Origin of the sequence: Cellulosimicrobium marinum, assembly GCF_020551945.1 — a bacterium.
Lineage (GTDB): Bacteria > Actinomycetota > Actinomycetes > Actinomycetales > Cellulomonadaceae > Cellulosimicrobium > Cellulosimicrobium marinum.
Map to the genome: position 1 here is coordinate 504,621 of NZ_JAJBZH010000002.1, position 24,045 is coordinate 528,665.

Annotated in this window: 21 protein-coding genes; 11 read left to right on the forward strand and 10 right to left on the reverse strand. The window is 74.2% G+C overall.

Annotation, left to right across the window (positions count from 1 at the left end):
* Positions 1-13: 13 nt before the first annotated feature.
* The 3 genes from LGQ04_RS06200 to aspA are packed head-to-tail and all read left to right on the forward strand — an operon-like array spanning position 14 to position 5,656.
* Positions 14-2,524 (forward strand): beta-xylosidase/alpha-l-arabinosidase, encoded by a 2,511-nt coding sequence (locus LGQ04_RS06200; protein ID WP_229242823.1) that lies wholly within the window; start codon positions 14-16, stop codon positions 2,522-2,524.
* On the forward strand, positions 2,521-4,098 hold the full coding sequence (locus LGQ04_RS06205; RefSeq protein WP_229242824.1) for a glycoside hydrolase family 43 protein: 1,578 nt from the start codon (positions 2,521-2,523) through the stop codon (positions 4,096-4,098). The genes LGQ04_RS06200 and LGQ04_RS06205 overlap by 4 nt, the downstream gene beginning before the upstream one ends.
* A gap of 25 nt (positions 4,099-4,123) precedes the next feature.
* Positions 4,124-5,656, forward strand: coding sequence for an aspartate ammonia-lyase (gene aspA / locus LGQ04_RS06210; RefSeq protein WP_229242825.1), 1,533 nt, complete (start codon positions 4,124-4,126; stop codon positions 5,654-5,656).
* Here aspA and LGQ04_RS06215 read toward each other — a convergent pair.
* From LGQ04_RS06215 to LGQ04_RS06225, 3 genes are all read right to left on the reverse strand, one after another.
* Positions 5,539-5,985: a winged helix DNA-binding protein gene (locus LGQ04_RS06215; RefSeq protein WP_308016358.1), complete on the reverse strand. Its 447-nt coding sequence runs from the start codon at positions 5,983-5,985 to the stop codon at positions 5,539-5,541. The two genes, aspA and LGQ04_RS06215, sit on opposite strands and share 118 nt — an antisense overlap.
* Positions 5,982-7,061 carry a TerC family protein gene (locus LGQ04_RS06220; RefSeq protein WP_229242826.1) on the reverse strand — a complete coding sequence of 360 codons (1,080 nt, stop codon included), beginning with the start codon at positions 7,059-7,061 and terminating at the stop codon, positions 5,982-5,984. The genes LGQ04_RS06215 and LGQ04_RS06220 overlap by 4 nt, the downstream gene beginning before the upstream one ends.
* 214 nt (positions 7,062-7,275) lie before the next feature.
* On the reverse strand, positions 7,276-7,668 hold the full coding sequence (locus tag LGQ04_RS06225; RefSeq protein ID WP_229242827.1) for a MerR family transcriptional regulator: 393 nt from the start codon (positions 7,666-7,668) through the stop codon (positions 7,276-7,278).
* A gap of 64 nt (positions 7,669-7,732) precedes the next feature.
* Between LGQ04_RS06225 and LGQ04_RS06230 the strand changes: the two genes are divergently transcribed.
* Positions 7,733-9,292 (forward strand): SulP family inorganic anion transporter, encoded by a 1,560-nt coding sequence (locus tag LGQ04_RS06230; protein ID WP_372469978.1) that lies wholly within the window; start codon positions 7,733-7,735, stop codon positions 9,290-9,292.
* Between the two features lie 10 nt (positions 9,293-9,302).
* On the opposite strand, the gene LGQ04_RS06235 is transcribed toward LGQ04_RS06230, so the two are convergent.
* Together LGQ04_RS06235 and LGQ04_RS06240 are read right to left on the reverse strand one after the other, a co-directional pair.
* Positions 9,303-10,145: a formate/nitrite transporter family protein gene (locus LGQ04_RS06235; protein WP_229242828.1), complete on the reverse strand. Its 843-nt coding sequence runs from the start codon at positions 10,143-10,145 to the stop codon at positions 9,303-9,305.
* A 222-nt stretch (positions 10,146-10,367) separates the two neighbouring features.
* Entirely contained in the window at positions 10,368-11,606 is a 1,239-nt protein-coding gene (locus tag LGQ04_RS06240; protein WP_229242829.1) for a Fic family protein, read from the reverse strand.
* Between the two features lie 128 nt (positions 11,607-11,734).
* On the opposite strand from LGQ04_RS06240, the gene LGQ04_RS17685 reads away from it, so the two are divergent.
* The gene (locus LGQ04_RS17685) at positions 11,735-12,658 is read left to right on the forward strand and encodes a cold-shock protein (protein WP_308016359.1); all 924 of its coding nucleotides are present in this window, start codon (positions 11,735-11,737) and stop codon (positions 12,656-12,658) included.
* 213 nt (positions 12,659-12,871) lie between these two features.
* Here the strand turns inward: LGQ04_RS17685 and LGQ04_RS06265 are convergent, their stop codons facing one another.
* Positions 12,872-13,417: a DUF4685 domain-containing protein gene (locus LGQ04_RS06265; protein ID WP_229242830.1), complete on the reverse strand. Its 546-nt coding sequence runs from the start codon at positions 13,415-13,417 to the stop codon at positions 12,872-12,874.
* A 1-nt stretch (position 13,418) separates the two neighbouring features.
* A complete protein-coding gene (locus tag LGQ04_RS06270; RefSeq protein WP_229242831.1) occupies positions 13,419-14,684 on the reverse strand; it encodes an APC family permease in 1,266 nt (421 codons plus the stop codon).
* A gap of 123 nt (positions 14,685-14,807) precedes the next feature.
* On the opposite strand from LGQ04_RS06270, the gene LGQ04_RS06275 reads away from it, so the two are divergent.
* Together LGQ04_RS06275 and LGQ04_RS06280 are read left to right on the forward strand one after the other, a co-directional pair.
* Positions 14,808-15,092, forward strand: a complete 285-nt coding sequence (locus LGQ04_RS06275; protein WP_229242832.1) for a hypothetical protein — start codon at positions 14,808-14,810, stop codon at positions 15,090-15,092.
* Positions 15,092-16,231, forward strand: coding sequence for a YihY/virulence factor BrkB family protein (locus tag LGQ04_RS06280; protein WP_229242833.1), 1,140 nt, complete (start codon positions 15,092-15,094; stop codon positions 16,229-16,231). The genes LGQ04_RS06275 and LGQ04_RS06280 overlap by 1 nt, the downstream gene beginning before the upstream one ends.
* Before the next feature lie 84 nt (positions 16,232-16,315).
* Here LGQ04_RS06280 and LGQ04_RS06285 read toward each other — a convergent pair whose 3' ends face one another.
* Positions 16,316-18,205, reverse strand: coding sequence for an alkyl/aryl-sulfatase (locus tag LGQ04_RS06285; protein WP_229242834.1), 1,890 nt, complete (start codon positions 18,203-18,205; stop codon positions 16,316-16,318).
* 343 nt (positions 18,206-18,548) lie between these two features.
* Here LGQ04_RS06285 and arsB point away from each other — a divergent pair, with 343 nt between their 5' ends.
* The 3 genes from arsB to LGQ04_RS06300 are packed head-to-tail and all read left to right on the forward strand — an operon-like array spanning position 18,549 to position 21,198.
* Positions 18,549-19,682: an ACR3 family arsenite efflux transporter gene (arsB, locus tag LGQ04_RS06290; RefSeq protein ID WP_229242835.1), complete on the forward strand. Its 1,134-nt coding sequence runs from the start codon at positions 18,549-18,551 to the stop codon at positions 19,680-19,682.
* Positions 19,679-20,695, forward strand: a complete 1,017-nt coding sequence (locus LGQ04_RS06295; RefSeq protein ID WP_229242836.1) for a metalloregulator ArsR/SmtB family transcription factor — start codon at positions 19,679-19,681, stop codon at positions 20,693-20,695. Before arsB ends, LGQ04_RS06295 begins: the two co-directional genes overlap by 4 nt.
* Positions 20,696-20,754: 59 nt before the next feature.
* Positions 20,755-21,198 carry an arsenate reductase ArsC gene (locus LGQ04_RS06300; RefSeq protein WP_229242837.1) on the forward strand — a complete coding sequence of 148 codons (444 nt, stop codon included), beginning with the start codon at positions 20,755-20,757 and terminating at the stop codon, positions 21,196-21,198.
* Here the strand turns inward: LGQ04_RS06300 and LGQ04_RS06305 are convergent.
* Positions 21,164-22,531 (reverse strand): FAD-dependent oxidoreductase, encoded by a 1,368-nt coding sequence (locus LGQ04_RS06305; RefSeq protein WP_229242838.1) that lies wholly within the window; start codon positions 22,529-22,531, stop codon positions 21,164-21,166. The genes LGQ04_RS06300 and LGQ04_RS06305 overlap by 35 nt on opposite strands.
* Positions 22,532-22,616: 85 nt before the next feature.
* Between LGQ04_RS06305 and LGQ04_RS06310 the strand changes: the two genes are divergently transcribed.
* Positions 22,617-22,973, forward strand: coding sequence for an ArsR/SmtB family transcription factor (locus LGQ04_RS06310; RefSeq protein WP_229242839.1), 357 nt, complete (start codon positions 22,617-22,619; stop codon positions 22,971-22,973).
* A gap of 28 nt (positions 22,974-23,001) precedes the next feature.
* Here LGQ04_RS06310 and LGQ04_RS06315 read toward each other — a convergent pair whose 3' ends face one another.
* The gene (locus LGQ04_RS06315) at positions 23,002-23,889 is read right to left on the reverse strand and encodes a formylglycine-generating enzyme family protein (protein ID WP_229243027.1); all 888 of its coding nucleotides are present in this window, start codon (positions 23,887-23,889) and stop codon (positions 23,002-23,004) included.
* Positions 23,890-24,045 lie beyond the last annotated feature (156 nt).

The following is a 24,045-nucleotide window of genomic DNA, read 5'->3' on the forward strand; positions in this document are numbered from 1 at the left end:
GAGAACCGGTCCCGTGACCGACGTCGTCCCTGCCGCCCCGGCGGCACCCGCACCACCCGAGGCCGCCCCGGCTCCTGCCGTCCCGTCGGCCCCCGACCTCGCCGTCTCCGAACGCGTCCGCGCGCTGCACGCACGCATGACGCTCGACGAGAAGGTGGCCCAGCTCGTCGGCTACTGGATCGACCAGAACGGCACGGTCGCTCCCCTGCAGTCGGAGATGACCGCCGGCCAGAGGGACTCCGGCCGTCTCGCGGAGATCACGCAGCACGGCATCGGCCACTTCACGCGCGTCTACGGCACGCGACCGGTGGACCCGGTCGAGCGGGCCGCGTGGTTGTGGGCGGAGCAGCGGCGCCTCGTGCGCGAGACGCGGCTCGGCCTCCCCGCGATCGTCCACGAGGAGGCGCTCACCGGGCTCGCCGCCTGGCAGGCCGCGACGTACCCGACGCCGCTCGCGTGGGGGGCGTCGTTCGACCCGGGACTGGTCGAGGAGATGGCCGCGCAGGTGGGTGCGTCGATGCGTGCGCTCGGCGTGCACCAGGCGCTCGCGCCCGTGCTCGACGTGGTGCGCGACCCGCGCTGGGGCCGGGTGGACGAGTGCATCGGGGAGGACCCGTACCTGGTGGGCACGGTCGGCACGGCGTACGTGCGCGGCCTGCAGGGCGCGGGCGTGCACGCCACGCTCAAGCACTTCGCGGGCTACTCGGCGTCGCGCGCGGGCCGCAACCACGCCCCGGTGGGCGTGGGCCCGCGCGAGCTCGCCGACGTGTTCCTGCCCCCGTTCGAGATGGCGGTGCGCGACGGCGGGGCGCGGTCCGTCATGAACTCCTACACGGAGGTGGACGGGGTCCCCGTCGCGGCGAACCCCGAGCTCCTCACGGAGGTGCTGCGCGGACGGTGGGGCTTCGACGGCGTCGTGGTCGCCGACTACTTCGCCGTCGCGTTCCTCGAGGTCATGCACCGCGTCGCGGCGGACCGCGGCGAGGCGGCGGCCCTCGCCCTGGAGGCGGGGATCGACGTCGAGCTCCCGACCGGAGACGCGTACCTCGAACCGCTGGCCGAGCGGGTGCGCTCGGGGCTGGTCGACGAGGTGCTCGTCGACCGCGCGGTGCTGCGCGTGCTCGCGCAGAAGGAGGACCTGGGTCTGCTCGACCCCGGGGCGTACGCGGACGACCCGCCCACGGGCGTCGACCTCGACCCGCCCGCGCACCGCGCGACCGCGCGCCGGCTCGCCCAGGAGTCGCTCGTGCTGCTGACGAACGACGGCGTGCTGCCGTTCGGGTCCCGCACGGGCGGACCGCCTGCGCGTGTCGCCGTGGTGGGGCCGAACGCCGACCGCGCCGAGGCGCTCATGGGGTGCTACTCGTTCGTCAACCACGTGCTCGCGCACCACCCGGGCACGCCGCCCGGCATCGCGCTGCCGACGGTGGTCGACTCCCTGCGGGACGCGCTTCCCGGCACCGAGATCGTGCACGCGCCCGGCTGCACGGTCGACGGTGACGACAGGTCGGGCTTCGCGGCGGCGGTGGAGGCGGTGCGTGGCGCGGACGTCGCGGTGGTCGTCCTGGGCGACGACGCGGGACTGTTCGGCCGGGGAACGGTCGGCGAGGGCAACGACGTCGACTCGCTGGAGCTGCCCGGGGTGCAGCGCGCCCTGGTGACCGAGCTCGTCGCGACGGGCACGCCCGTCGTGGCCGTGCTGCTCACGGGCCGCCCGTACGCGATCGGCTGGGCGCTGGACGGCACGGACGTCGCCACGGACCGCGGCACGGACGGCGGCGAGGACACCTGGCCGGGCCGGCCGGCCGCCGTCGTGCAGGGCTTCTTCCCGGGCGAGGAGGGCGGGCGCGCCGTCGCGGACGTGCTCACCGGTGCCGTGAACCCGTCGGGCCGACTGCCCGTGTCGCTGCCGCGCGCCGCGGGCGCGCAGCCCTACACGTACCTGCACCCGGTGCTCGGCGGGCCGTCCGACGTCACGTCGACGGACCCGTCCCCGGTGCGGCCGTTCGGCTTCGGCCTGTCCTACACGACGTTCGCCTACGCGGACCTGGAGGTGGACGCGAGCGCCCCGACCGACGGCGCGTTCGACGCGGCGGTGACGGTGACGAACACGGGCGAGGTCGCGGGCGCGGAGGTCGTCCAGCTCTACGCCCGCGACGTGCTGGGCTCGGTGCCGCGACCGGTGGTGCAGCTCCTCGGGTTCGCGCGCGTCGAGCTCGCGCCGGGCGAGTCGCGCCGCGTGCGGTTCCGTGTCCCGACGACGCGGCTCGCGTTCTCCGACCGCCGCCTCGTGCGCGTGGTCGAGCCGGGCGACGTCGAGGTGTGGGTCGCAGCCCACTCCGGGGTGGCGCCCGCGGCAGCGCTCGGGGACCTGACGGGCGGTGCGATCACGGCGCACGCGGCGACCGAGCGACGCACGGTCCCCGGCGAGGCGACGGCCCGCGCGGTCGTGACGCTCACCGGGGGCGTCCACGAGGTGACGGCCGCGGACCCCCGGGTCGTCGACGTCGTCGGTGTGGCGTGACGGTCGCGCGCAACCCGGTCCTGCCGGGCTGCTACCCGGACCCGAGCATCTGCCGCGCCGGTGACGACTTCTACCTGGTGACGTCGACGTTCGAGTACCTGCCGGGGCTGCCCGTCCTCCACAGCCGCGACCTCGTGCGGTGGGAGCAGGTGGGGCACGTGGTCGAGCGGCCGGGTCAGCTCGACTACGCGGGTGTGCGCGCCTCGGGCGGGCTGTACGCCCCGACGCTGCGCCACCACGACGGCGTGTTCTGGCTCGTGTGCACCCTGGTCGGCACGCCCGACGGCGCCCCGGAGGGCAACTTCGTCATGACGGCGACCGACCCGGCCGGCCCGTGGTCGGACCCGGTGTGGCTGCGCGACGAGGACGGGACGCCCGTCGCAGGCATCGACCCGTCGCTGTTCTTCGACGACGACGGGCGCGTGTGGCTGCACGGCACACGCCTCGCGGCCGAGCCGGAGTGGGAGCAGCAGACCGAGGTCTGGGTCCGCGAGCTCGACCCGGTGCGGAGGTGCGTCGTCGGCGAGGAGCACGTCGTGTGGACCGGTGCGGTGCGGGGCGCGGTGTGGGCGGAGGGCCCGCACCTGTACCGGGTCGACGGCACGTACTACCTGCTCGCGGCCGAGGGCGGCACCGACTTCCACCACGCGGTGTCGGTCGCGCGGGCGCCGTCGGTCACCGGCCCGTATGAGGGCAGCAAGGCCAACCCGGTGCTCACGCACCGGCACCTGGGGCGGGGCGCGGACGTCGTCGGTGTCGGGCACGCCGACCTGGTCGAGGCGGTCGACGGCTCGTGGTGGGCCGTGCTGCTCGGCATGCGGACGGAGGGCGGGTACCACTACCCGCTCGGTCGCGAGACGTTCCTCGCCCCCGTCGCGTGGGAGGACGGCTGGCCCGTGCTCGCGCCCGGTGCCGGCCGCGTCCCCGCCGAGGTCGACGTGCCGTTCGCGGCCGACGACGCCGCGCCCGGCCCGGTGCAGGGCGCCGCGTCGGGCGTCGTGCCGCCGGGCGACCCGCGCTGGACGGCCGTGCGCGCCCTGCCGTCCGAGGTCGCGACGCCGCGCGGCGACGGCTGGGACCTGCCCGTCCGGCCGGCGTCGGTCGCGGACCGTGCCGCGCCCGCGTTCCTCGGGATCCGGCTCCAGCACCGCGAGGCCGACGTCCGCGCTGCGGTCCTGGCCGACCTCCCGGCGGGCGAGACCGTCGGGCTCGTCGTGCGGCAGTCCGACGACGACCACGTCCGCCTCGACGTCACGGGCGGGGACGACCCGCGAGCGGTTGCGGTGCACCGGCAGGCGGGGCAGGAGACGGTGCTCGGCGAGGCGGTGCTGCCGGGTGCGCGGGGCGACGTCGTGACGCTCGGCCTGGACGCCCGCGGGGCGGAGCTGGTCCTCGTCGCCGGCGTGGGCGACGGCCCCCTCGCCCCGGTCGCCGTGGCCGACGCCCGCACGCTCGACAGCGTCGCGACGGGCGGGTTCCTCGGCCTGTGGGTCGGTGTCCACGCGACGAGCCACGGGCGCCCGACGACGAGCGTCGCCCGGGTGGAGCGTGTCACCTCCGTGCCGCGCGACTGAGGAGGTGCGGCGCTAGGTTCGGGGCATGACGGGTGCGGGGACGCGGGTCGAGGTGGACCTGCTCGGGGCGCGCGAGGTGCCGGCGGACGCCTACTACGGCATCCACACGCTGCGCGCCGTCGAGAACTTCCGCCTCTCCGGCACGACGATCAGCGACGTGCCCGAGATGGTGCGGGGGATGGTGCAGGTGAAGAAGGCCGCGGCGCTCGCGAACCGGGAGCTGCGGGCGATCCAGGCGGACGTCGCGGACGCGATCGTCGCCGCGTGCGACGCGATGCTCGTCGAGGGCCGGTGCCTTGACCAGTTCCCCGTCGACGTGTTCCAGGGCGGCGCGGGGACGAGCGTCAACATGAACACGAACGAGGTGGTGGCGAACCTCGCCCTCGAGCTCGTCGGGTTCCCCAAGGGCCGGTACGACGTCATCAACCCGAACGACCACGTCAACCGGTCGCAGTCCACGAACGACGCGTACCCGACCGGGTTCCGCCTCGCGACCTTCGCGCTCGTCGACGCGCTCGTGGCGGAGGTCGCGCTCCTCGCGGGCGCGTTCGACGCGAAGGCGGACGAGTTCGCCGACGTGCTGAAGATGGGCCGCACGCAGCTCCAGGACGCCGTGCCGATGAGCCTCGGGCAGGAGTTCGCCGGGTTCTCGGTCAACGTCCACGAGGAGGTCCGCCGCCTGCACGTCGCCGCGGAGCTGCTGCTCGAGGTCAACCTCGGGGCGACGGCGATCGGCACGGGCCTCAACACCCCGCCGGGCTACCCCGAGGTCGCGACCCGGCACCTCGCCGTCGTCACGGGCCTGCCGACGGTCCCCGCCGCGAACCTCGTCGAGGCGACGTTCGACAACGGCGCGTACCTCGCCGTCCACTCCGCGGTGAAGCGGCTCGCGGCGAAGCTGTCGAAGATCTGCAACGACCTGCGCCTGCTGTCCTCCGGCCCGCGGGCGGGACTGCACGAGATCAACCTCCCGCGGCTCCAGGCCGGGTCGTCGATCATGCCCGCCAAGGTCAATCCGGTGATCCCCGAGGTCGTCAACCAGGTGTGCTTCAAGGTCATGGGCAACGACGTGACGATCACGCACGCCGCCGAGGCCGGTCAGCTCCAGCTCAACGTCATGGAGCCCGTCCTCGCGCAGTCCCTGTTCGAGTCGTTGCGGCTCATGACGCGCGCGTGCGAGTCCCTGCGCACGCGCTGCGTCGACGGGATCACCGCGAACGTGGAGGTCATGCGCGAGCACGTGCTGCGGTCCGTGGGAGTCGTGACGTTCCTCAACGAGATCATCGGCCACCACGAGGGCGACGTCGTCGGGGCCGAGGCCGCCGCGACCGGCCGGTCCGTGCGCGACGTCGTCGTCGCCCGCGGCCTCATGACGCCCGAGCAGGTCGACGACGTCCTCACGGCCGAGAACTTCCTGCGACCCCGCTACACCGGGCGCCTCTACGCGCCCGACGAGCGGGGCATCCCCGCGCCGGGCGAGCCGGGCGGGGTGTCCCGCGTCGTGGAGTCCGACGACGCGACGGGCGCCCCGAGCGACCCGGAGCCGGAGGACGGGTAACCGGGGCCGGCGAAGATGGCGAGCAGGTCGTCGACGTCGCGCTCGCGGGTCTGCGGGTGGCGGAACGGCCGGTGCGGGTGGACGGTGTAGTGCGTGCGGCGTCCGACCCGCTCCCGGTGGAGGTAGCCGGCGTCCTCCAGGTCGCGCAGCACGGCGAGGGCCGTGCGCTGCGTGACGCCGACGGCGGCCGCGACGTCGGCCACGCGGGCGTCGGGGTCGGCGGCGACGGCCAGGAGGACGTGCGCGTGGTGGGTGAGGAACGTCCACGAGGGTGCGGTCCCCGTGTCTTCGCCCGTCACGCCCTCCGGCCGTCCGCCGCCTGCGCTCATCGCCTGTCGTTCACCTCTCGTCCCTCGTGCGCCTCCGCAAAGCCGTCGGCGGCGTTCCCCGTACGGAGCGTACGACGGCGCAGCAGCGGCTCCACCTGCGCCAGCTCCTCCTCGGTCGCGTGACGGAACGGCGGGTCCGTCGGCGCGGGGGCCGGTCGACGCTCCTGGCCGCGCGTCGCGACGAGGCTCGCGATCACGGACGTCCCGATGATCGTGGCGACCACGGCGAGCGAGATCGTCGTGGGGATGTAGAAGAGGTCGATCTTGAGGAGCATCTTCACGCCGACCCAGATGAGCACGAGGGCGAGGCCGATCTTCAGGTAGACGAACCGGTGGACGAGGTCGGCGAGCAGGAAGTACATCGCGCGCAGGCCGAGCAGCGCGAACGCGTTGGCGGTGAAGACGAGGAAGGGCTCGTCGGTCACGGCGAAGATCGCGGGGATGGAATCGACGGCGAACACGATGTCGGTCACCTCGACGAGCACGAGGACCGCGAGAAGCGGCGTCGCGAGGACCACGCCGGCGCGGCGGACGAGCAGGCGCTGGCCGTGGAACGCGTCGGTCATGGGGACGTGCTTGCGGAACAGCCGCAGCGCACGGGATCTCTCCGGGTCGAGGTGCTCGTCGCGCTGGCGCAGCATGCGGTAGCCGGTCACGAGCAGGAATGCCGCGAAGAGGTAGAGGATCCAGCTGAAGTTTTCGATGAGGACGGCGCCCGCGGCGATGAAGATCCCGCGGAACACGAGCGCGCCCAGGACGCCCAGGAACAGCACGCGGTGCTGGAACTCCCGGGGGACCGCGAAGTAGCTGAAGATGATCGCCCACACGAAGACGTTGTCGACGGCGAGCGACTTCTCGATGAGGTATCCGGCGAAGTACTCCTGGCCCGCGGTGGCGCCGTAGGTCTGCCAGACGAGGGCGCCGAAGCCCACGCCCACGGCGACCCAGGCCACCGTCCAGGTTGCGGCCTCGCGGACGCGGATGACGTGCGCGCGCCGGTGCGCGACGAGGTCGACGAGCAGCATCGCGACGATCGCACCGATCGATGCGAACCACACCCACAGGGGGACGTTCATGAGCAGACCTCCGGTCGGAAGAGCCGATCGGAAGGTCTTCCCCGGCCCGTGGCCCGACGCGCCGGGCCGTGGTGGCACGGCCGGACTGACGACGCGTCGTGGTGGGGTACTCCCCTTCGCTAGCCAAAGCATGAAGCACGCTTCACCTGTCGTCAACCGGGGGGCGTCGACCCGAGAGGAGCGGGGGTGCGACGGCGCGGTGCGAGCGGTCGCCTCAGCGCGAGCGCAGGAGGTCGATGAGCTCGTCCGCCCAGTCGAGCTTGCGGGCCAGGTCGGCGCGCCGCTCCTCGGCCGCGCGCACGTACGCGGCCAGCCGGTCGCGGAGGTCCTCGTCGGCCCCGTCCCGCGCCGCCAGCCGGTCCGCGACGTCGAGCAGGTCGGTCATCTCGTCCAGCGTGAAGCCGAGAGGCTTCATGCGCCGCACGAGCAGGAGGCGCTCGACGTCGGGCTCGGTGTAGAGGCGGAAGCCGCCGTCGGTGCGGCCGGAGGGGCGCACGAGCCCGACCTCGTCGTAGTGGCGCAGGGTGCGCAGGGACAGCCCGGTCCGCTCGGCGACGGCGCCGATGTGCATCGTGGGTCGTGGTCCGGCAGCGGGCTCGTCGGTCATGGACGCAGTCTCCCGGATCGGGGGACGGCAACTCTACCCTCACGTCAGGGTAGAGTTCTCGCTCGTGCCCGACGCTCCCCGCCCCACCGTGCCCGACGCCGCGTCCCCCGGCCCGCGACCCACCGGCACCCTCGCCGGTCCTCCCGAGGCCGACGTGTCGCACTCCGTCCTCGCCGCGCTGCGCTCCCCGCGCCGGCTGCGGACCGAGGTCCTCGCCGGCCTCGTCGTCGCGCTCGCCCTCATCCCCGAGGCGATCGCGTTCTCGATCATCGCGGGCGTCGACCCGCGCCTCGGGCTGTTCGCGTCGTTCACCATGGCGGTGTCTATCGCGTTCCTCGGCGGACGGCCCGCCATGATCTCGGCCGCGACGGGCGCCGTCGCGCTCGTCGTCGCACCGGTGGTGCGCGAGCACGGCGTCGAGTACCTCGTCGCGACCGTCATCCTCGCCGGGGTGATCCAGGTGGTCCTGGGCCTGCTCGGCGTCGCCCGGCTCATGCGCTTCATCCCCCGCTCCGTCATGGTCGGGTTCGTCAACGCGCTCGCGATCCTCATCTTCACGTCCCAGCTCACGCACCTCGTCGGCGTGCCCTGGCAGGTGTACCCGCTGGTCGCCGTCGGCATCGCGATCATGGTGCTGCTGCCGCGCTGGACGACCGTCGTCCCCGCACCGCTCGTCGCGATCGTGCTGCTCACCGCGGCCACCGTCCTCGCGGCGATCCACGTGCCGACCGTGGGCGACGAGGGCGAGCTCCCCGAGTCCCTGCCGTCCCTGCTGCTCCCCGACGTGCCGCTGAACCTCGACACGCTGCAGGTCATCGCGCCCTACGCGCTCGCCATGGCGCTCGTCGGGCTCCTGGAGTCCCTCCTCACGGCCAAGCTCGTCGACGACGTCACGGACACCCACTCGAACAAGACGCGCGAGGCGTGGGGCCAGGGCGCCGCCAACGTCATCACCGGCCTCTTCGGGGGCATGGGCGGGTGCGCCATGATCGGCCAGACGATGATCAACGTGAAGGCGTCGGGCGCCCGCACGCGCATCTCGACGTTCCTCGCCGGCGTGTTCCTGCTGATCCTGGTGGTGGGGCTCGGCGACGTGGTCGCGATCATCCCCATGGCCGCGCTCGTCGCGGTGATGATCATGGTGTCCGTCGGCACGTTCGACTGGCACTCCGTCCGCCCGTCGACGCTGCGCCGCATGCCGCGCTCCGAGACCGCGGTCATGCTCTCGACCGTCGTCGTCACCGTCTGGACGCACAACCTCGCCTACGGCGTGGGCGTCGGCGTGCTCGTCGCGACGCTGCTGTTCGCCCGGCGCGTCGCGCACCTCACGACCGTCACCCGCGTCGGGACCGACGGCGCGACGTGCACCTACGTCGTCGAGGGCGAGCTGTTCTTCGCCTCCTCCAACGACCTCGTCTACCGGTTCGACTACGCCGGGGACCCGCCGCACGTCGTGGTCGACCTCACGAAGGCGCACGTGTGGGACGCGTCGACCGTGGCGACGCTCGACGCGATCCGCACGAAGTACGCGGCCAAGGGCACGACCCTCACCGTCGTCGGGGCGAACGCCGACACCGCCGCACGGCTCGACCGCCTCGGCGGGACGCTCGGCGCCGGGCACTGACGCCTTCGCCTCAGGTGTCGGCGTGCCGCCACTGCATGAGGCGCTCGCGACTGCGCACGACCCGCAGCAGCGTCGTGAGCAGCAGCCCCCCCACCAGGTTGCCGAGGACGACCCACCCGAACCAGGGCAGCCACGTACCGAGCGAGGCGCCGGGCTCACCGGCATGCACCGCCACGAAGACGATCAGCGTGTCGAGCACCGAGTGCAGCAGGCCGGTGCCCACGATCACGAAGGCGATCGCGACCGCCGCGACGATCCGGGCGACGTCGTCGTCGGTGCCGTTCTGCATGCGCGTCAGCAGGGTGATCGCGGCACCGGCCAGGACGGCGAGGGCGAAGGTGCGCAGGTCGAGGGGGTGGCCGAGGAACTCGCGGCTCAGCTCGCCCGCCGTGGAGTGCAGGTCGGGTAGCGCCACGGCGACGAGCCAGGCGAGCACCCAGCCGCCGACGAGGTTGCCGAGGAGCGTGCCGCCCCACAGCCGCAGCATGTGGGTCCACCGCGCCTCGCCGGCCACGACCACCATGACGGGCACGTGGAAGCTCTCCGTGAAGAGCTCGCTGTGACCGAGCCGGAGCGCGATGAACCCGACCGAGAACGCGAGCGCACCCAGCAGCATGCTCCCGGTCTCGTGCACGACGACGAGCAGGGCGAGCACGCCCACGCCCACCTCGATGCCGGCGACCGTGCCCGTCGCGAGCAGGTCGGGCGTGGTGCGGTGCAGCCGCGGTCGCCCCTCGAGGACGACGCGGTCGAGCGTCTCGTCCTTCTCCTCGGTCGTCTCCGGCTCGTCCTCGCGCTCGTGCGGAGGGACGTGGTCGGCGTGCTGCTCCCGCGCGTCGTCGTGCTTCTCCACGTCGTCCTCCGCTCCGGCGCGACCGGTCGCCGCGCCGCCCCCATGCTGCCGCAGCGCTCCGGTCGACGCCCGTCCGCGCAGGGACCGGACGCACGTCGTCGCTGGGGCGAAAGCCGACACCGCCGTACGGCTCGACCGCCTCGGCGGGAGGCTCGGCACCAGGCACTGACACGTCCGGGTGCCGGGCGGTGCGGGCGTGGGGTGTGGTGGTCGACGGCGCCCCTACCGCTGCGGCCGGACGGTCGGCAGAGCGGTCGGCTGGATCCCCGGGACCAGCTCGTCCATCATCCGGAGGAGCGCCGAGGCCTGGTAGACCTCGGCGCGCCGGAACCGCCCGCCCGAGGGCGCGAGGATGCCGGCGTCGACCAGGCTGTCGACGACGGCACGGGCGGTCACCCCGGAGACGCCCAGCGCGGACCGGAGGTAGCGGGCCGTGACCACGGGTTGCTCGGCGAGGGTGCGCACCGCGGCGTGGACCGACGAGTCCGACCGGAACCGCGCGAGCCGCTGAGCCCAGTCGTCCTGGACCGCCTCCGCCTGCTCCAGGACGCGGACGGTCTCGTCCGCGGCGGCGGCGAGGACGTCGGCGAACCAGGTGACGAACTGGCTCACGGCCTCGTGCCGGTCGCCCGGCGCACCGTGGCGGAACGCGGTCAGCCGGCGGACGTACTCGTCCGTGTCTCGTCGCAGCACTACGGACAGCGGGAGCACACCGTGGTCCAGCACCGCCGCACGGGCCAGGTAGCCGTGCACGAGCACGCGCCCGGTGCGTCCGTTGCCGTCCTCGTACGGGTGGACGGTCTCGAACTGCGCGTGGAGGAGTGCGGCCTTCACCAGGGCGTTGTCGCCGCTCCGGTTCGCATAGTCGAGAAGGTTCGCCATGAGCCCGGAGACCGTGCGGGGCGGAGGGGCGACGTAGGACGCGGTGAGCTTCGAGGACCCGCCGATCTGCACGTCGGTGGTCCGGTACCCGCCGCTGTGGACGTGCGGTGCGATCGTCCGGTGGACGTCGTGGATCGCCACGTCGGTCCAGGGGGCGCGCAGCGACTCGACGCCGCGGCGGACGGAGTCCAGGTTGCCCAGGATCGCGTGCGCGGTGTCCAGGCGGTCGAACTGGTGCCCGCTCAGCCCGGGATCCCGCTCCTGGAGCTGCGCGACCATGACGTTGCGCGGCGTCTCCCGCAAGCCTTCCACCCAGGAGGACGAGATCGACTCGCTCCGCACGAGCGTCGCGTAGAGGATCGGGAACGGGCGCTCCCTGAGCCGCTGGGCGACACGGGCCACCACACCGGCGACGTCGGAGACCGCTTCCATGGCCTCGGTGCTGATCCACCGGGCCATGCGCTCGTCCAGGGGGGCGGGGAAGTAGCGCAGGAACGTGCCGCCCCGGCGGTCGGCAGCCCGCATCGCCGACATGTCCGGCGCCTGAACCTCACGGACCCACAGGCTCTCGTCCGGCACGGCCACCCCTTCCGCTCGGTATCTCAGGGTTAAGGGTAGGCGAACAACCTTAACTCTGCGGCGTCGTCCGCGCCGTGCTCGCCGGGGGACACTGGAAGCAGCACATCTGCCGAGACGAGGAGTCCGAAGTGCCCCAGGGAACAGTCCGATGGTTCGACGCCGACCGAGGGTTCGGCTTCATCGACCTCGGGAACGAGGCGGAGGACCTGTTCGTCCACGCGTCAGAGATCGTCGGTGACGACGGGCCGAAGGTGCTCCGCGAGGGGCAGGCCGTGGAGTTCGAGGTGGGCGCGGGCGACCGTGGCCCGCAGGCGCGTCGCGTCCGTGTCACGGGGGACCACGCCGCCGACGCGACCCTGGGCGTGCTCGGCACCGTCGCCTGGTACGAGCCGACCAAGGGGTACGGCTTCGTCACGCCCGACGGTGGTCGCGACGAGGTCTTCGTCCACAGCTCGGCCATCGTCGGGGGCGGTGTCGTCACCGAGGGGCAGCGGGTGGCGTTCCTCGTCGTCGCGGGGGAGCGGGGCCCGCAGGCGGACCACCTGCTGCCGCTCGGCGCGCAGGCCGCACCCGCGGCGTCGGACGGGGCGGACGGCACGGTGTCCTGGTACGACGACACGAAGGGCTTCGGCTTCGTCGTGCCCGACGCCGGGGGCGGGGACGTCTTCGTCCATGTCAGCGAGCTCGGCGGGGGGCTCACCGAGCTCTCCGAGGGGGCGCGCGTGACGTTCGAGGTCGTCGCCGGCGACAAGGGGCCGAACGCCCGCAACGTGCGGCTCGTTCGCGGCGCCGGTCGTGGTGCCCCGGACCGCGGCCGCGCGGGTCGTCCCGGGTCGTCCGGCAGGCCGGTGCGCGGGGGCGAGGGCACCGTCGCGCGCTACGACGCCGACCGCGGGTTCGGCTTCATCACGCCGGACGCCGGTGGCGACGACCTGTTCGTCCACGTGTCGGTCGTGCGGGGCGACGAGCTGCTGGAAGAGGGCGACCGGGTCCGCTTCACGGTGCGCCAGAGCGACCGGGGGCCGCAGGCCGACCGGGTCGAGCTGCTGTAGCCCGGACCGCGTCCCGGGGGAAGGGCGTCTCGCGGCTCTCCAGCCGGAACCGGCGCTGGAAGTCCCCGACGACCGCGGCGAGCGGGGCGTCGCGCAGGAGGATCCTCGTGACCGCCGGGGGAAGGCCCTGGGGCGCCTTCCCCCGGGCGCACGAGCGCACGACGTCGCGGCGCTCGTCGGGCCCGAGTCCCAGGAGGGCGACGAGCAGCCAGTTCACGAGGTAGGTGGCGACGAACCCGCGGTCGTAGTCGCGGTGCGCGGCGGCGAAGCCCGCCTCGTCGGGCGCGAGGTCGAACCCGTCGGCGACGGCGAGCCCGTAGTCGGCGACGCGGAGCCGCCCGCCGTCGACCGCTCCAGCGCCGCGCCGCCGTCCGGGAGCACCCGCCGGTGGTACGTCAGCGGGAAGCCGTCGTGGTCGCCCGCGAGCACCCAGCCCGTCGTCGCCGCGTGCACGGCGACCTCCCGCCACGCGCCGAACCCCGGACCGCCCAGCGTGCCGACCCCGTAGTGGCAGGACATCGGCAGACCGAACAGGTTGGCCGTCGAGCCCACGTTCTCCGGTCGCCGCTCCAGGTCCGTGAGGCGCACGTGCTTGACGAACACGGGAACCCCGTCGACGACCGTCCGCAGCGTCCGCCCACCGATGCCCCACCCGGCCGGCTCGGCGGCGTCGAGCAGGTCCCGCACCTCGTCGTCGCCGTACCGCGCCAGCGTCGCGGACACCGTGCGGTACGCCGCGATCCGGGCCGCGCGGGCCACGTCAGGCACGGTGACCGCCGGCTCGGCGGACCCGCCACCACCGCAGCCCGACGCCCACGGCGAGGACGACGGCGCCCGCCGCGACGGCGGACGGGGGCAGCGTCGCGACGAGCACGACGCACCCGACGGCGCCGAGCACCTGGCCCCCGCGGGGGTAGAGCCGGTGCGGGGCGTGCTGGCGCAGCGCGGAGAGGTTGGCGACGAGGTAGTAGACGAGGACGCCGAAGGAGGAGAAGCCGATCGCGCCGCGCAGGTCCGTGACGAGGACGAGGAGCACGACGACGCCGCCGACGACGAGCTCCGCGTGGTGCGGCACGGCGAAGCGGGGGTGGACGGCGTCGAGCCACCGGGGCAGGTCGCCGGTGCGGGCCATGGCGAGGGTCGTGCGGCTCACGCCCGCGAGCAGCGCGAGGAGCGCGCCGGTGCTCGCGGCGACCGCCCCGACCGCGACGACGGGGCCCGCCCACGCCTGCCCGCCGGCCGTCGCGGCGTCCGCGACCGGTGCCGTGGACGCGGCCAGGCCGTCCGGCCCGAGGACGGCGAGCAGCGTCACCGCGACGACGGCGTAGACCGCGACCGCGACCCCGAGGGCCAGGAGGATCGCGCGGGGGATCGTGCGGCGCGGGTCCCGCACCTCCTCGCCGAGCGTCGCGAGCCGCGCGTACCCGGCGAACGCGAAGAACAGCAGCCCCGCGGACTGCAGGACGCCGTACCAGCCGCCGTGCGCGCCTTCGGGCCCGAGCACTGACCAGCGCGCCGCGCCGCTCGTGGCGCCCGCCGCGACGGCCGTCGCGAGCGCGAGGAGCGTCACGACGACGAGCACCCGTGCGGCCTGCGCCGTGCGCGTGACGCCGCGGTACCCGATCGTGGTGAGCACCACGACGACCGCCGCCGCGACGGACCGCTCCCACCCGTCCGGCGCGACGTACGCCCCGACGACGAGCGCCATCGCGGCACAGCTCGCGGTCTTCCCGACGACGAAACCCCAGCCCGCGACGTAGCCCCACCACGGGCCGAGGTGCTCGCGCCCGTACACGTACGTGCCGCCGGACGTCGGGTGCTGGGCGGCGAGCTGGGCCGACGACGTGGCGTTGGCGAGCGCGACGAGCGCGGCGAGGGCGAGCCCGACGAGCAGACCGGTCCCGGCGGCCGCGGCGGCCGGTGCGAACACCGCGTAGACACCCGCTCCGATCATCGCGGAGACACCGACGACGACGGCGTCGCCGGTGCCGAGCCGTCGTGCCAGGGCGCCGTGCGCAGGGGTCATGCCCGCAGCCTGCCACGGTCAGGTGGCCGCGAGGAGAACGCCCCGAGTTGTGCGTCCCGCGGACCGGCCTACGTTCGAGGGAGACCACGGCCCACCAGGGCCCCGACCGACGAGGGAGCGATCATGGCCGACACCGAGCCGACGGGCGGACGCGGGACGGGCGAGGAGCAGGACTGGCACGAGCAGAGCGGACCTCGCGGGGCCTCGGCACGCCCCGAGGACGCGGGCGACGAGCGGACGGACGCCGTCGAGACGGAAGACCGGGACCCTGAGGGGGCGCCCGACATCGGCACGGCGGGGGCGTTCCCCGCGCTCGCCAACGACGCGCTCGCGAAGGACCCGGACGTCCCCACCGACGTCGACGGCGACCCGGCGCCGGGCGGCGAGCCCGACCTGCGAGACGCGTGATGGCGACCGCCGACGAGACGTCCGAGCGGGCCGACGCCCCGCCGCCGGACGACCCGCGCAAGCCCGACGCCCCGACCGACCTCGAGAAGCGGTCGTGGCTGTACACCCTGAAGACGACGGTGCGCGAGTTCTCCGCCGACCAGTGCCTCGACCTCGCCGCCGCCCTGACCTACTACGCCGTCCTCGCGGCGGCACCCGCGCTGCTGGCGCTCGTGTCGTTGCTCGGCCTGGTCGGCGACGCCGAGCAGATGGTCAACCGGGTCATGACGACCCTGTCCGACCTGGTACCCGAGGAGACCCTCGAGATCGTGCGCCCGCTCGTCGAGAGCATCGCCGACGGCGGCGGGCGGGCTGGCCTCGCGCTCGTCGTCGGTGTCGTGCTCGCGCTGTGGTCGGCGTCGGGGTACGTCGGCGCGTTCGGGCGTGCGATGAACCGCGTGTACGGGGTGGAGGAGGGGCGGCCGATCTGGAAGCTGCGGCCCGTGATGCTGCTCGTCACCGTCGTGACCGTCCTCTTCGCGGCGGTGATCATCGCCGCCCTGGTGCTCTCCGGGCCGGTCGCCCGCTCGATCGGTGACCTGATCGGTCTCGGCTCGACGGCCGTGACCGTCTGGAACATCGTGAAGTGGCCGGTCATCGTGCTGCTCGTGGTGATCCTCCTGGCGATCCTGTACCACGTCACGCCCAACGTGAAGCAGCCGAAGTTCCGCTGGGTGAGCGTCGGCGCGGTCGTGGCGATCGTCGTGTGGGCGATCGCCTCCGCCGGGTTCGGGTTCTACGTCGCGAACTTCGGCAACTACGGGGCGACGTACGGCACGCTCGCCGGCATCATCGTCTTCCTGCTGTGGCTGTGGATCACCAACCTCGCGCTGCTGTTCGGTGCCGAGCTCGACGCCGAGCTCGAGCGCAGCCGTGAGCTCCAGGGCGGGATCGCGGCGGAGGAGACGCTCCAGCTCCCGCCGAAGGACACGCGCGCGAGCGACAAGCGCGCGAGCAAGCGCGCGGACGACGTGGCGAAGGGGCGCGAGATGCGCGACGCGGCGCGGGCCGCGGGCGCCGACGAGGCCTACCGGGAGGACCGGGACCGGCGGGAGGGTCGGGGCCGTCACGCCGGGAGCGACCTCCCGGACGACTCCTGACATGCCGAACCCCGGGTTGCACGTCAGGAGGTCGGACGACTAACGAGCAACCCGGGGTTCGGCACGGACCTTGGCCGCAAGACCTCAGGGCGTGACGATGGGGAAGTCCGGGTCGCCCGGGTCGAGGACGGCGGTCAGCCGCCCCAGGACGCCGACATCGCCGCTCACCTCGACCCCGGCGGACGCACGGCCCTCCTCGCCGAGCCCGCCCGCGACCAGAGCGGGCAGGGACGCGCGGGGGAGGGTGAGCGTCACGTCGGCGTCGCTGGCCTGCGGGGCGGCGGTGTGGGTGAGCACGCCGTTCGCGAGCCGCAGCCGGTAGCGCTCGCCGAGGTCGGTGAGGACGACGTCGATCGTCAGGTTCTCGTCCCACGCGCGCGGCCCGTCGACCTGGATGGCGAGCGCGTCGAACAGCATCGTGGGGGCGAGGTTGGCGACGATGTCGGGGGACGACGTCTGTGCGGGCGTGCCGAAGCTGCCCTCGCGCAGCTCGGTCGCGCCCGAGAGGTAGAAGTTGCGCCACGTGCCGTTCTCGGCGCCGTAGCCGAGCTGTTCGTACGTGTCCGCGAGGAGGTCGCGCGCCGCGGCGTGGTCGGGCTCGGCGAACACGACGTGGTTGGCGATCTCGGCGGCCCACCGCAGGTCGCCCGCGTCGAACGCGGTGCGGGCGGCGTCCACGACCGCGTCCGCGCCGCCACCGAGGGCGACGTACCGCCGCGCCCTCTCGACCGGCGGGTGCTCCCACAGGTGCGCCGGGACGCCGTCGAACCAGCCGAGGTAGCGCTGGTAGACGGCCTTAACGTTGTGGCTCACCGAGCCGTAGTAGCCGCGGGCGTGCCACGCGTCCTCCAGGGCGGGCGGCAGGGTGATCGCCTCGGCGATCTCCGGTCCGGTGAGACCCTTGTTGAGCATCCGCAGGGTCTGGTCGTGCAGGTAGGCGTACAGGTCGCGCTGGAGCGAGAGGTAGCCGACGGCGCGCTCGTTGCCCCACGTGGGCCAGTGGTGCGAGGCGAACACGACCTCGACGTCGGCCCCCCACAGGTCGACCGTCTCCGTGAGGTAGCCCGCCCAGGCGTGGGGGTCGCGCACGACGGCACCGCGGAGCGTCAGCAGGTTGTGCAGCGTGTGGGTGGCGTCCTCGGCGGCGCACAGGGCCTTGTGGTCGGGGAACCAGAACAGCATCTCCGAGGGAGCCTCGGTGCCGGGCGCCATCTGGAAGACGATGCGGACGCCGTCGACGACCTCCTCCTGCCCGGTCGTGGAGATCTCGACGGTGGGCGCGATCATCGTGATCGTGCCGGTCGACGTGGTCTGGCCGAGCCCCGCGCCGACCGCGCCCTGCGGCCCGCACGCCAGGGCCGCGCCGTACATGTACCCGGCACGTCGCGACATCGCGGTGCCCGCGTACACGTTCTCGGAGACGGCGTGCTCGACGAAGCCCGACGGGGCGAGCACGGGCACACGCCCGGCGTCGACGTCCTCCTGCGTGGTGACGCCCTTGACGCCGCCGAAGTGGTCGACGTGCGAGTGCGTGTAGATGACACCCGTCACGGGGCGGTCGCCGCGGTGCTCGCGGTAGAGCGCGAGCGCGGCGGCGGCGGTCTCGGTGGAGATCAGGGGGTCGATGACGATCACGCCGCGGGTGCCCTCGACGAACGTGACGTTCGACAGGTCGAGCCCCCGCACCTGGTAGATGCCCTCGACGACCTCGTAGAGGCCCTGCTGCGCGACGAGCGTCGACTGGCGCCACAGGCTCGGGTTCACGGTGTCCGGCGCGTCGCCGGTGAGGAAGTCGTACGTGTCGCCGTCCCAGACGACGCGGCCGTCGTCGGCGGTGACGGCACCGGGGGTGCGTCGGCCGAGGAAGCCGCGCGCGGCGTCCTCGACGTCCTGGGTGTCGGAGAAGGGGAGGGAGTCCAGGAGCGCGCGCTGCTGGCGGACGATCCTCTCGGACGCGGGCTTCGGAGTCGTCATGGTCGGAGCATCGCAGCGGGGGAGAGGTCGCGCACCCGGAGCGGAGCGGACGCACAGCGACCGCGCAGAGGTGCCCCGCCGCGGACCTGCCCCGCCGGGCAGGAGGGCGTCGCGCCGCGCCGTCGGCGGCTGTGGTCGACGACGGTCGTGGCCGTGGTCGCGGCGGTGTCCCTCGTGCTCGGGGGAGTGGTAGGCGCGGGCGCCGGTCAGATGCCGGGCGGTCAGAAGGGCGCGAGCGCGTCCGGCGTCGGCTGAGCCGCCGAGCACACCCGGTCGTCGCCTGACCCCGCCGCCTCCCGCGGCGGGGTTGCGGTGCTGTATCGACAACTGTCAACATAGACCCATGTCGATACTGCAGCCTGGCGCCCGCCTGTCCACGCTCGACCGCTGGCTGCCGCTGTGGATCGGTCTGGCGATGGTCGCCGGGCTGGTCCTGGGGCGGACCGTCCCTGCTCTGTCCGAGGTCCTCGCGGCGCTGGAGATCGGCGGCATCTCCGTCCCGATCGCGCTCGGCCTGCTGGTCATGATGTACCCGGTGCTGGCCAAGGTCCGCTACGACCGCGTCGCGTCGGTCACGGGCGACACGCGGCTCCTCGTCTCGTCGCTCGTGCTCAACTGGCTCGTCGGCCCGGCGCTGATGTTCGCCCTCGCGTGGGTCTTCCTGCCGGACCTGCCCGAGTACCGCACCGGCCTGATCATCGTCGGCCTGGCCCGGTGCATCGCCATGGTCGTGATCTGGAACGACCTCGCGTGCGGGGACCGCGAGGCGGCCGCGGTGCTGGTCGCGATCAACTCCGTGTTCCAGGTCGTCGCGTTCTCCCTGCTCGGCTGGTTCTACCTCACCGTCCTGCCCGGGTGGCTCGGGCTCGACACGCAGGGCCTGGACGTGTCGGTGGGTCAGGTCGCGCTCAACGTGCTCGTGTTCCTCGGCGTGCCGCTGGCCGCCGGGTTCGCCTCGCGCCTGGTCGGCGAGCGCGCCAAGGGCCGCGCCTGGTACGAGGACCGGTTCCTGCCCGCCGTCGGGCCGTGGGCCCTGTACGGCCTGCTGTTCACGATCGTGCTGCTCTTCGCCCTGCAGGGTGAGGCCGTCACCTCCCACCCGCTCGACGTCGCCCGCATCGCCCTGCCGCTGCTCGTGTACTTCGCGGCCATGTGGGGCGTCGGCATCGTGACCGGCAAGGCCCTGGGCCTGGGGTACTCGCGCACGACCACGCTCGCGTTCACCGCGGCGGGCAACAACTTCGAGCTCGCGATCGCCGTCGCCATCGGCACCTTCGGCGCCACCTCCGGCCAGGCCCTGGCCGGCGTCGTCGGACCGCTCATCGAGGTCCCCGTCCTCGTGGGCCTCGTCTACGTCACGCTCTGGGTCGGCCGGCGCTGGTTCGCCGACGGCCCCGACGCCACCGACCCCGAGGCCACCACCGACCCCGAGGCCATCAGGGCCCGAACATCCGAGCCCGAAGAGGTGAGGTCATGACCACCACCCCCCTGCCGTCGACCGTCGCGGACGCCGACTGCGCGCCGCAGGTCGAGTCGCACGCGATCGGGACCGAGGTCGCGGGCGCCGTCGCGACGACGCTCAAGGCGCTCGCCGAGCCGTTGCGGCTGCGCATGCTCTCGTTCGTCGCCACGTCCCCCGCGGGGGAAGCGTGCGTGTGCGACCTCGCCACGCTCACCGACGTCTCCCAGCCGACTGTCTCGCACCACCTCAAGGTGCTGCGCGACGTCGGCGTGCTCACCTCGGAGCGACGCGGCACCTGGGTCTGGTACCGCATCACGCCCGGGTACAAGTCCGCGGTCTCGACGCTTCTGGAGTCCTTCGCGCCCGCCGCGGTCGAGGCCCTCGTCCTGCCGCGCGAGCTCACCGGGCTGGAGGACGCCGACGCCGCGCTCGACCGGCTCGCCGCCGACCTCGGGACGCGGTACCCCGGCCTGGAGGCGGGCGTCGTGCTGCGCACGGTGCGCGAGTCGTACACCGCCCTCGCCCGCTCGGCGACCGTCTCGGCGCACCTGCTGTCGCTCACGGAGCGCTTCGCCCGGCAACGGCTCGCCGACCTCACGCGCGAGGCCGGGGCCCGGCCGCAGGTGCTGTTCGTCTGCGTCGCCAACGCGGGCCGCTCGCAGCTCGCCGCGGCCCTCGTGCGCCGCTACGCGGGCGACCGGGTCGTGGTCCGCTCCGCCGGGTCGACCCCGGCGGCGGACGTGCACCCGGCCGTGCGCCCCGAACTCGCCGCGCTCGGCACGGCCGACGGCGAGGCGTTCCCCAAGCCCCTCACCGACGACGCGGTCCGCGCCGCGGACGTCGTCGTGACGATGGGCTGCGGCGACGTGTGCCCGGTCCTGCCGGGTACACGCTACGAGGACTGGCTCGTCGGCGACCCGGCGCTCGCCTCGCCTGCGGGGGTGGCCGCGATCCGCGACGAGCTCGACGCGCGCGTGCGGGCCCTGCTCGCCGACCTGCTGCCCGACCTCGACCTGCCCGCCCGCTGACCGGCCCCGACAGGCCCCACCCCGACACGCCGACCCTCGACCGACCCACCGGAGGAACCATGACCGACACCACTGCCACGACGCCGTCCGCCCTGTTCGTCTGCGTGCACAACGCGGGCCGCTCGCAGATGGCCGCGGGGTACCTTCGCGCGCTGTCGGGCGGCGCCGTCGAGGTGCGCTCGGCCGGGTCGGCCCCGGCCGAGCAGATCAACCCCGTCGCCGTCGAGGCGATGCTCGAGGAGGGCGTGGACCTGCGCGCCGAGCAGCCCAAGGTGCTCACGACGGAGGCGGTGCAGGCCTCCGACGTCGTCATCACCATGGGCTGCGGCGACGCGTGCCCGATCTTCCCCGGCAAGCGCTACGAGGACTGGCAGCTCGACGACCCCGCCGGCCAGGGCATCGAGTCCGTGCGGCCGATCCGCGACGAGATCCGCTCCCGCGTGCTCGGCCTGCTCGACTCGCTGGGCGTCACGCCGGTGCCGCTGCCCGCGCCCCGAGCGTGACGGGCTGCGGGCCGGCCGGAGCCGTCCCGCAGCACCCCGCGCCGTCGGCCGCGCTCTCGTCGGCCTCGGCCGCCAGGTCCGTGGAGCACACCCCGGTCGCGGGGAGGTCGAGCTCGACGGCGTCCGCGGCGGCGCGGTCGCCGGCGAGGGCCGCGGCGATCGACCGGACCTGCTCGTACCCCGTGGCGAGGAGGAACGTCGGGGCGCGGCCGTACGACTTCGACCCCGCGAGGTAGAACCCCGCGTCGGGGTGGGCGAGCACGCGCTCGCCGTGCGGGGGCACGGTGCCGCACGAGTGCTCGTTCGGGTCGATGAGCGGGGCCAGCGCGGCGGGCGCCTCGACCACCGGGTCGAGGTCGAGGCGGACCTCGCGCAGCATGCCGAGGTCGGGCCGGAACCCGGTGGCGCCGACGACCGCGTCGACGACCAGGTCGAGCGGCTGGTCGCGGGTCGTCCCCAGGACGTGCACCGCGGGCCCGTCCGGGACGAGCCGCTCGACCCGCACGCGCGTGAGCAGGGTGAGGCGACCGTCGTCGACGGCGGCGCGCAGCCGGGTGCCGAGCGCGCCCCGGGCGGGCAGGGCGTCGTCGGCGCCTCCGCCGAACAGGCGCCGCGCGGAGCCGCCCCGGATCGCCCACGTGATCGCGGTGTCCGGTGCGGCCTCGGCGAGCTCGACGAGGCTCAGCAGCGTGTTGGCCGCGGAGTGGCCCATGCCGACCACGAGCGTCCGGCGCCCGGCGAAGCGGTCGCGGTCGGCGCCGAGGACGTCGGGGAGCGGCCCGGTGACGAAGGCGCCGGCCTCGTCCTCGCCGACCGCGGGCAGGCCGGAGATGCCGAGCGGGTTGCGCGTCCCGAAGGTCCCGGAGGCGTCGATCACGGCGCGGGCGAGCACGTCCTCCACCCGGCCGTCGGGTGTCGTGGTCCGGACGCGGTAGGGCTGGCGCTCGCGGCCGAGGGACCGGGTCCGGTCGGCGGTCTCGCGCGCGACGGCGACGACCCGGGTCCGTGTCCGCAGGCGGGCAGCGATCGCGGGCGTGGCGGCGAGCGGTGCGAGGTAGTCGGTGACGAGCTCGGCACCCGTCGGCAGGGTCCGCGGGTCGGGCTCGGTCCACCCCGTCGGGGCGAGCAGGCGCCGGGCGGCAGGGTCGACGTCGTACCGCCAGGGGGAGAAGAGCCGCACGTGGCCCCAGGAGGCGACGGCGGCACCGGGGCCGTCCCCGGCCTCCAGGACGAGCGGTTCGAGACCGCGTTCCAGGAGGTGGGCCGCGGCGGCCAGCCCGACCGGTCCCGCCCCGACCACCACGACCGGCAGCCCTGCTCGTCCTACGTCCATCGTTCTGTCCCCTCGCTCGTCAGGCATCGACGTTCTTCGATGCGACAACGTATCCATGAACGTCGATGGATGGCAAGATGGGGGGATGACCACGACGGACACCGCCTCGGCCTGCTGCGGCTCGCTCCGACGCCCGCCCGCCTCCGCGGAGGCCGCGCGCGACCTCGCGGCGACGTTCAAGGCGCTCGCCGACCCGACCCGGGTGCGGCTCCTGTCCATCGTGGCCGCGCACGACGGCGCCGAGGCGTGCGTGTGCGACCTCACCGAACCCGTCGGGCTCTCCCAGCCGACCGTGAGCCACCACCTGCGGATCCTCGTCGGCGCCGGCCTGCTGTCCCGCGAGCAGCGCGGCCGCTGGGCGTACTACGCGCTCGTCCCCGGCGCCCTGGAGCAGGTCGCCCGGACCCTCGACGACGCGGTCGGCACGCCCTGCGCCCCCTGACCGGCCGTGCGCGCCCTCACGGCGTCCGTCAGAGGTCCGCGGCGCACCGGAAGCCGAGGTGCGACGTCGCGCTGTCGTCGCTCTGCGGCGACCGCGCCGCCGGCCGGTAGCGCCGGCAGTACTCCGGCGCGCACAGGTGCGACCCGCCCTTCGTCACGCGCGACACCTGCGGCGACGTCGTCGGGGCGAGGAGGTCCGCCCGGCCGCCCGGGTCGACGTGCGACCCGCCCCCCGGGTGGTGGCGCGGGAGGTACGCGTCGCTGGTCCGCTCCCAGACGTTGCCGATCATGTCGAGCAGGCCGTACCCGTTCGCCGGGTACGACCCCACGGGCGACGTGCCGCGCCAGCCCTCGGAACGGTACGGGAAGGCGCCCACCCACGTGTTGGCGAGGCGCCGCCGGTCGGGCACGAGCTCGTCGCCCCACGCGAACTCTGCGCCGTCGAGACCGCCCCGCGCGGCACGCTCCCACTCGGCCTCGGTGGGCAGACGGCGCCCCGCCCAGGCGGCGTACGCCGCGGCGTCGGCGTACGCGACGTGCACCACCGGGTGGTCCGGGCGGTCCTCCACACCCGAGCCGGGACCCTCCGGCCGGCGCCAGCACGCACCCGGCTGCCACCGCCACCACCGTGACCAGTCGGACAGGTCCACCGGCCCGGTCGTCGGGGTGAACACGACCGAGCCCGGGACGAGGTCGGCGGGGTCGGCGCCGGGGAAGTCCGCGGGGTCCGGGGCGCGCTCCGCGACCGTGACGTACCCGGTCGCGTCCACGAACTCCGCGAACCCCGCGTTCGTCACCGGGTGCCGCTCGATCGCGAACCGCGCGACCTCGCGCCGGTGCGCCGGGCGCTCCTCCGGGTAGTGGTCGTCCGACCCCATGCGGAACGTCCCGCCGGGGATCTCCACAAGCTCGGTCAGCGCCACCGCGTCATCGTAGGTCGAGGGCAGCCCAGCCGCCCGACGCCGGGCCGCGCACCGTCACCTGGACGTCGCTCGCGCGTACCTCGGCCCGAGAACGGCCGAGCCCGCAGGTCGTCGACCTGCGGGCTCGCGCTGGAGCATGACGTCCCGGGC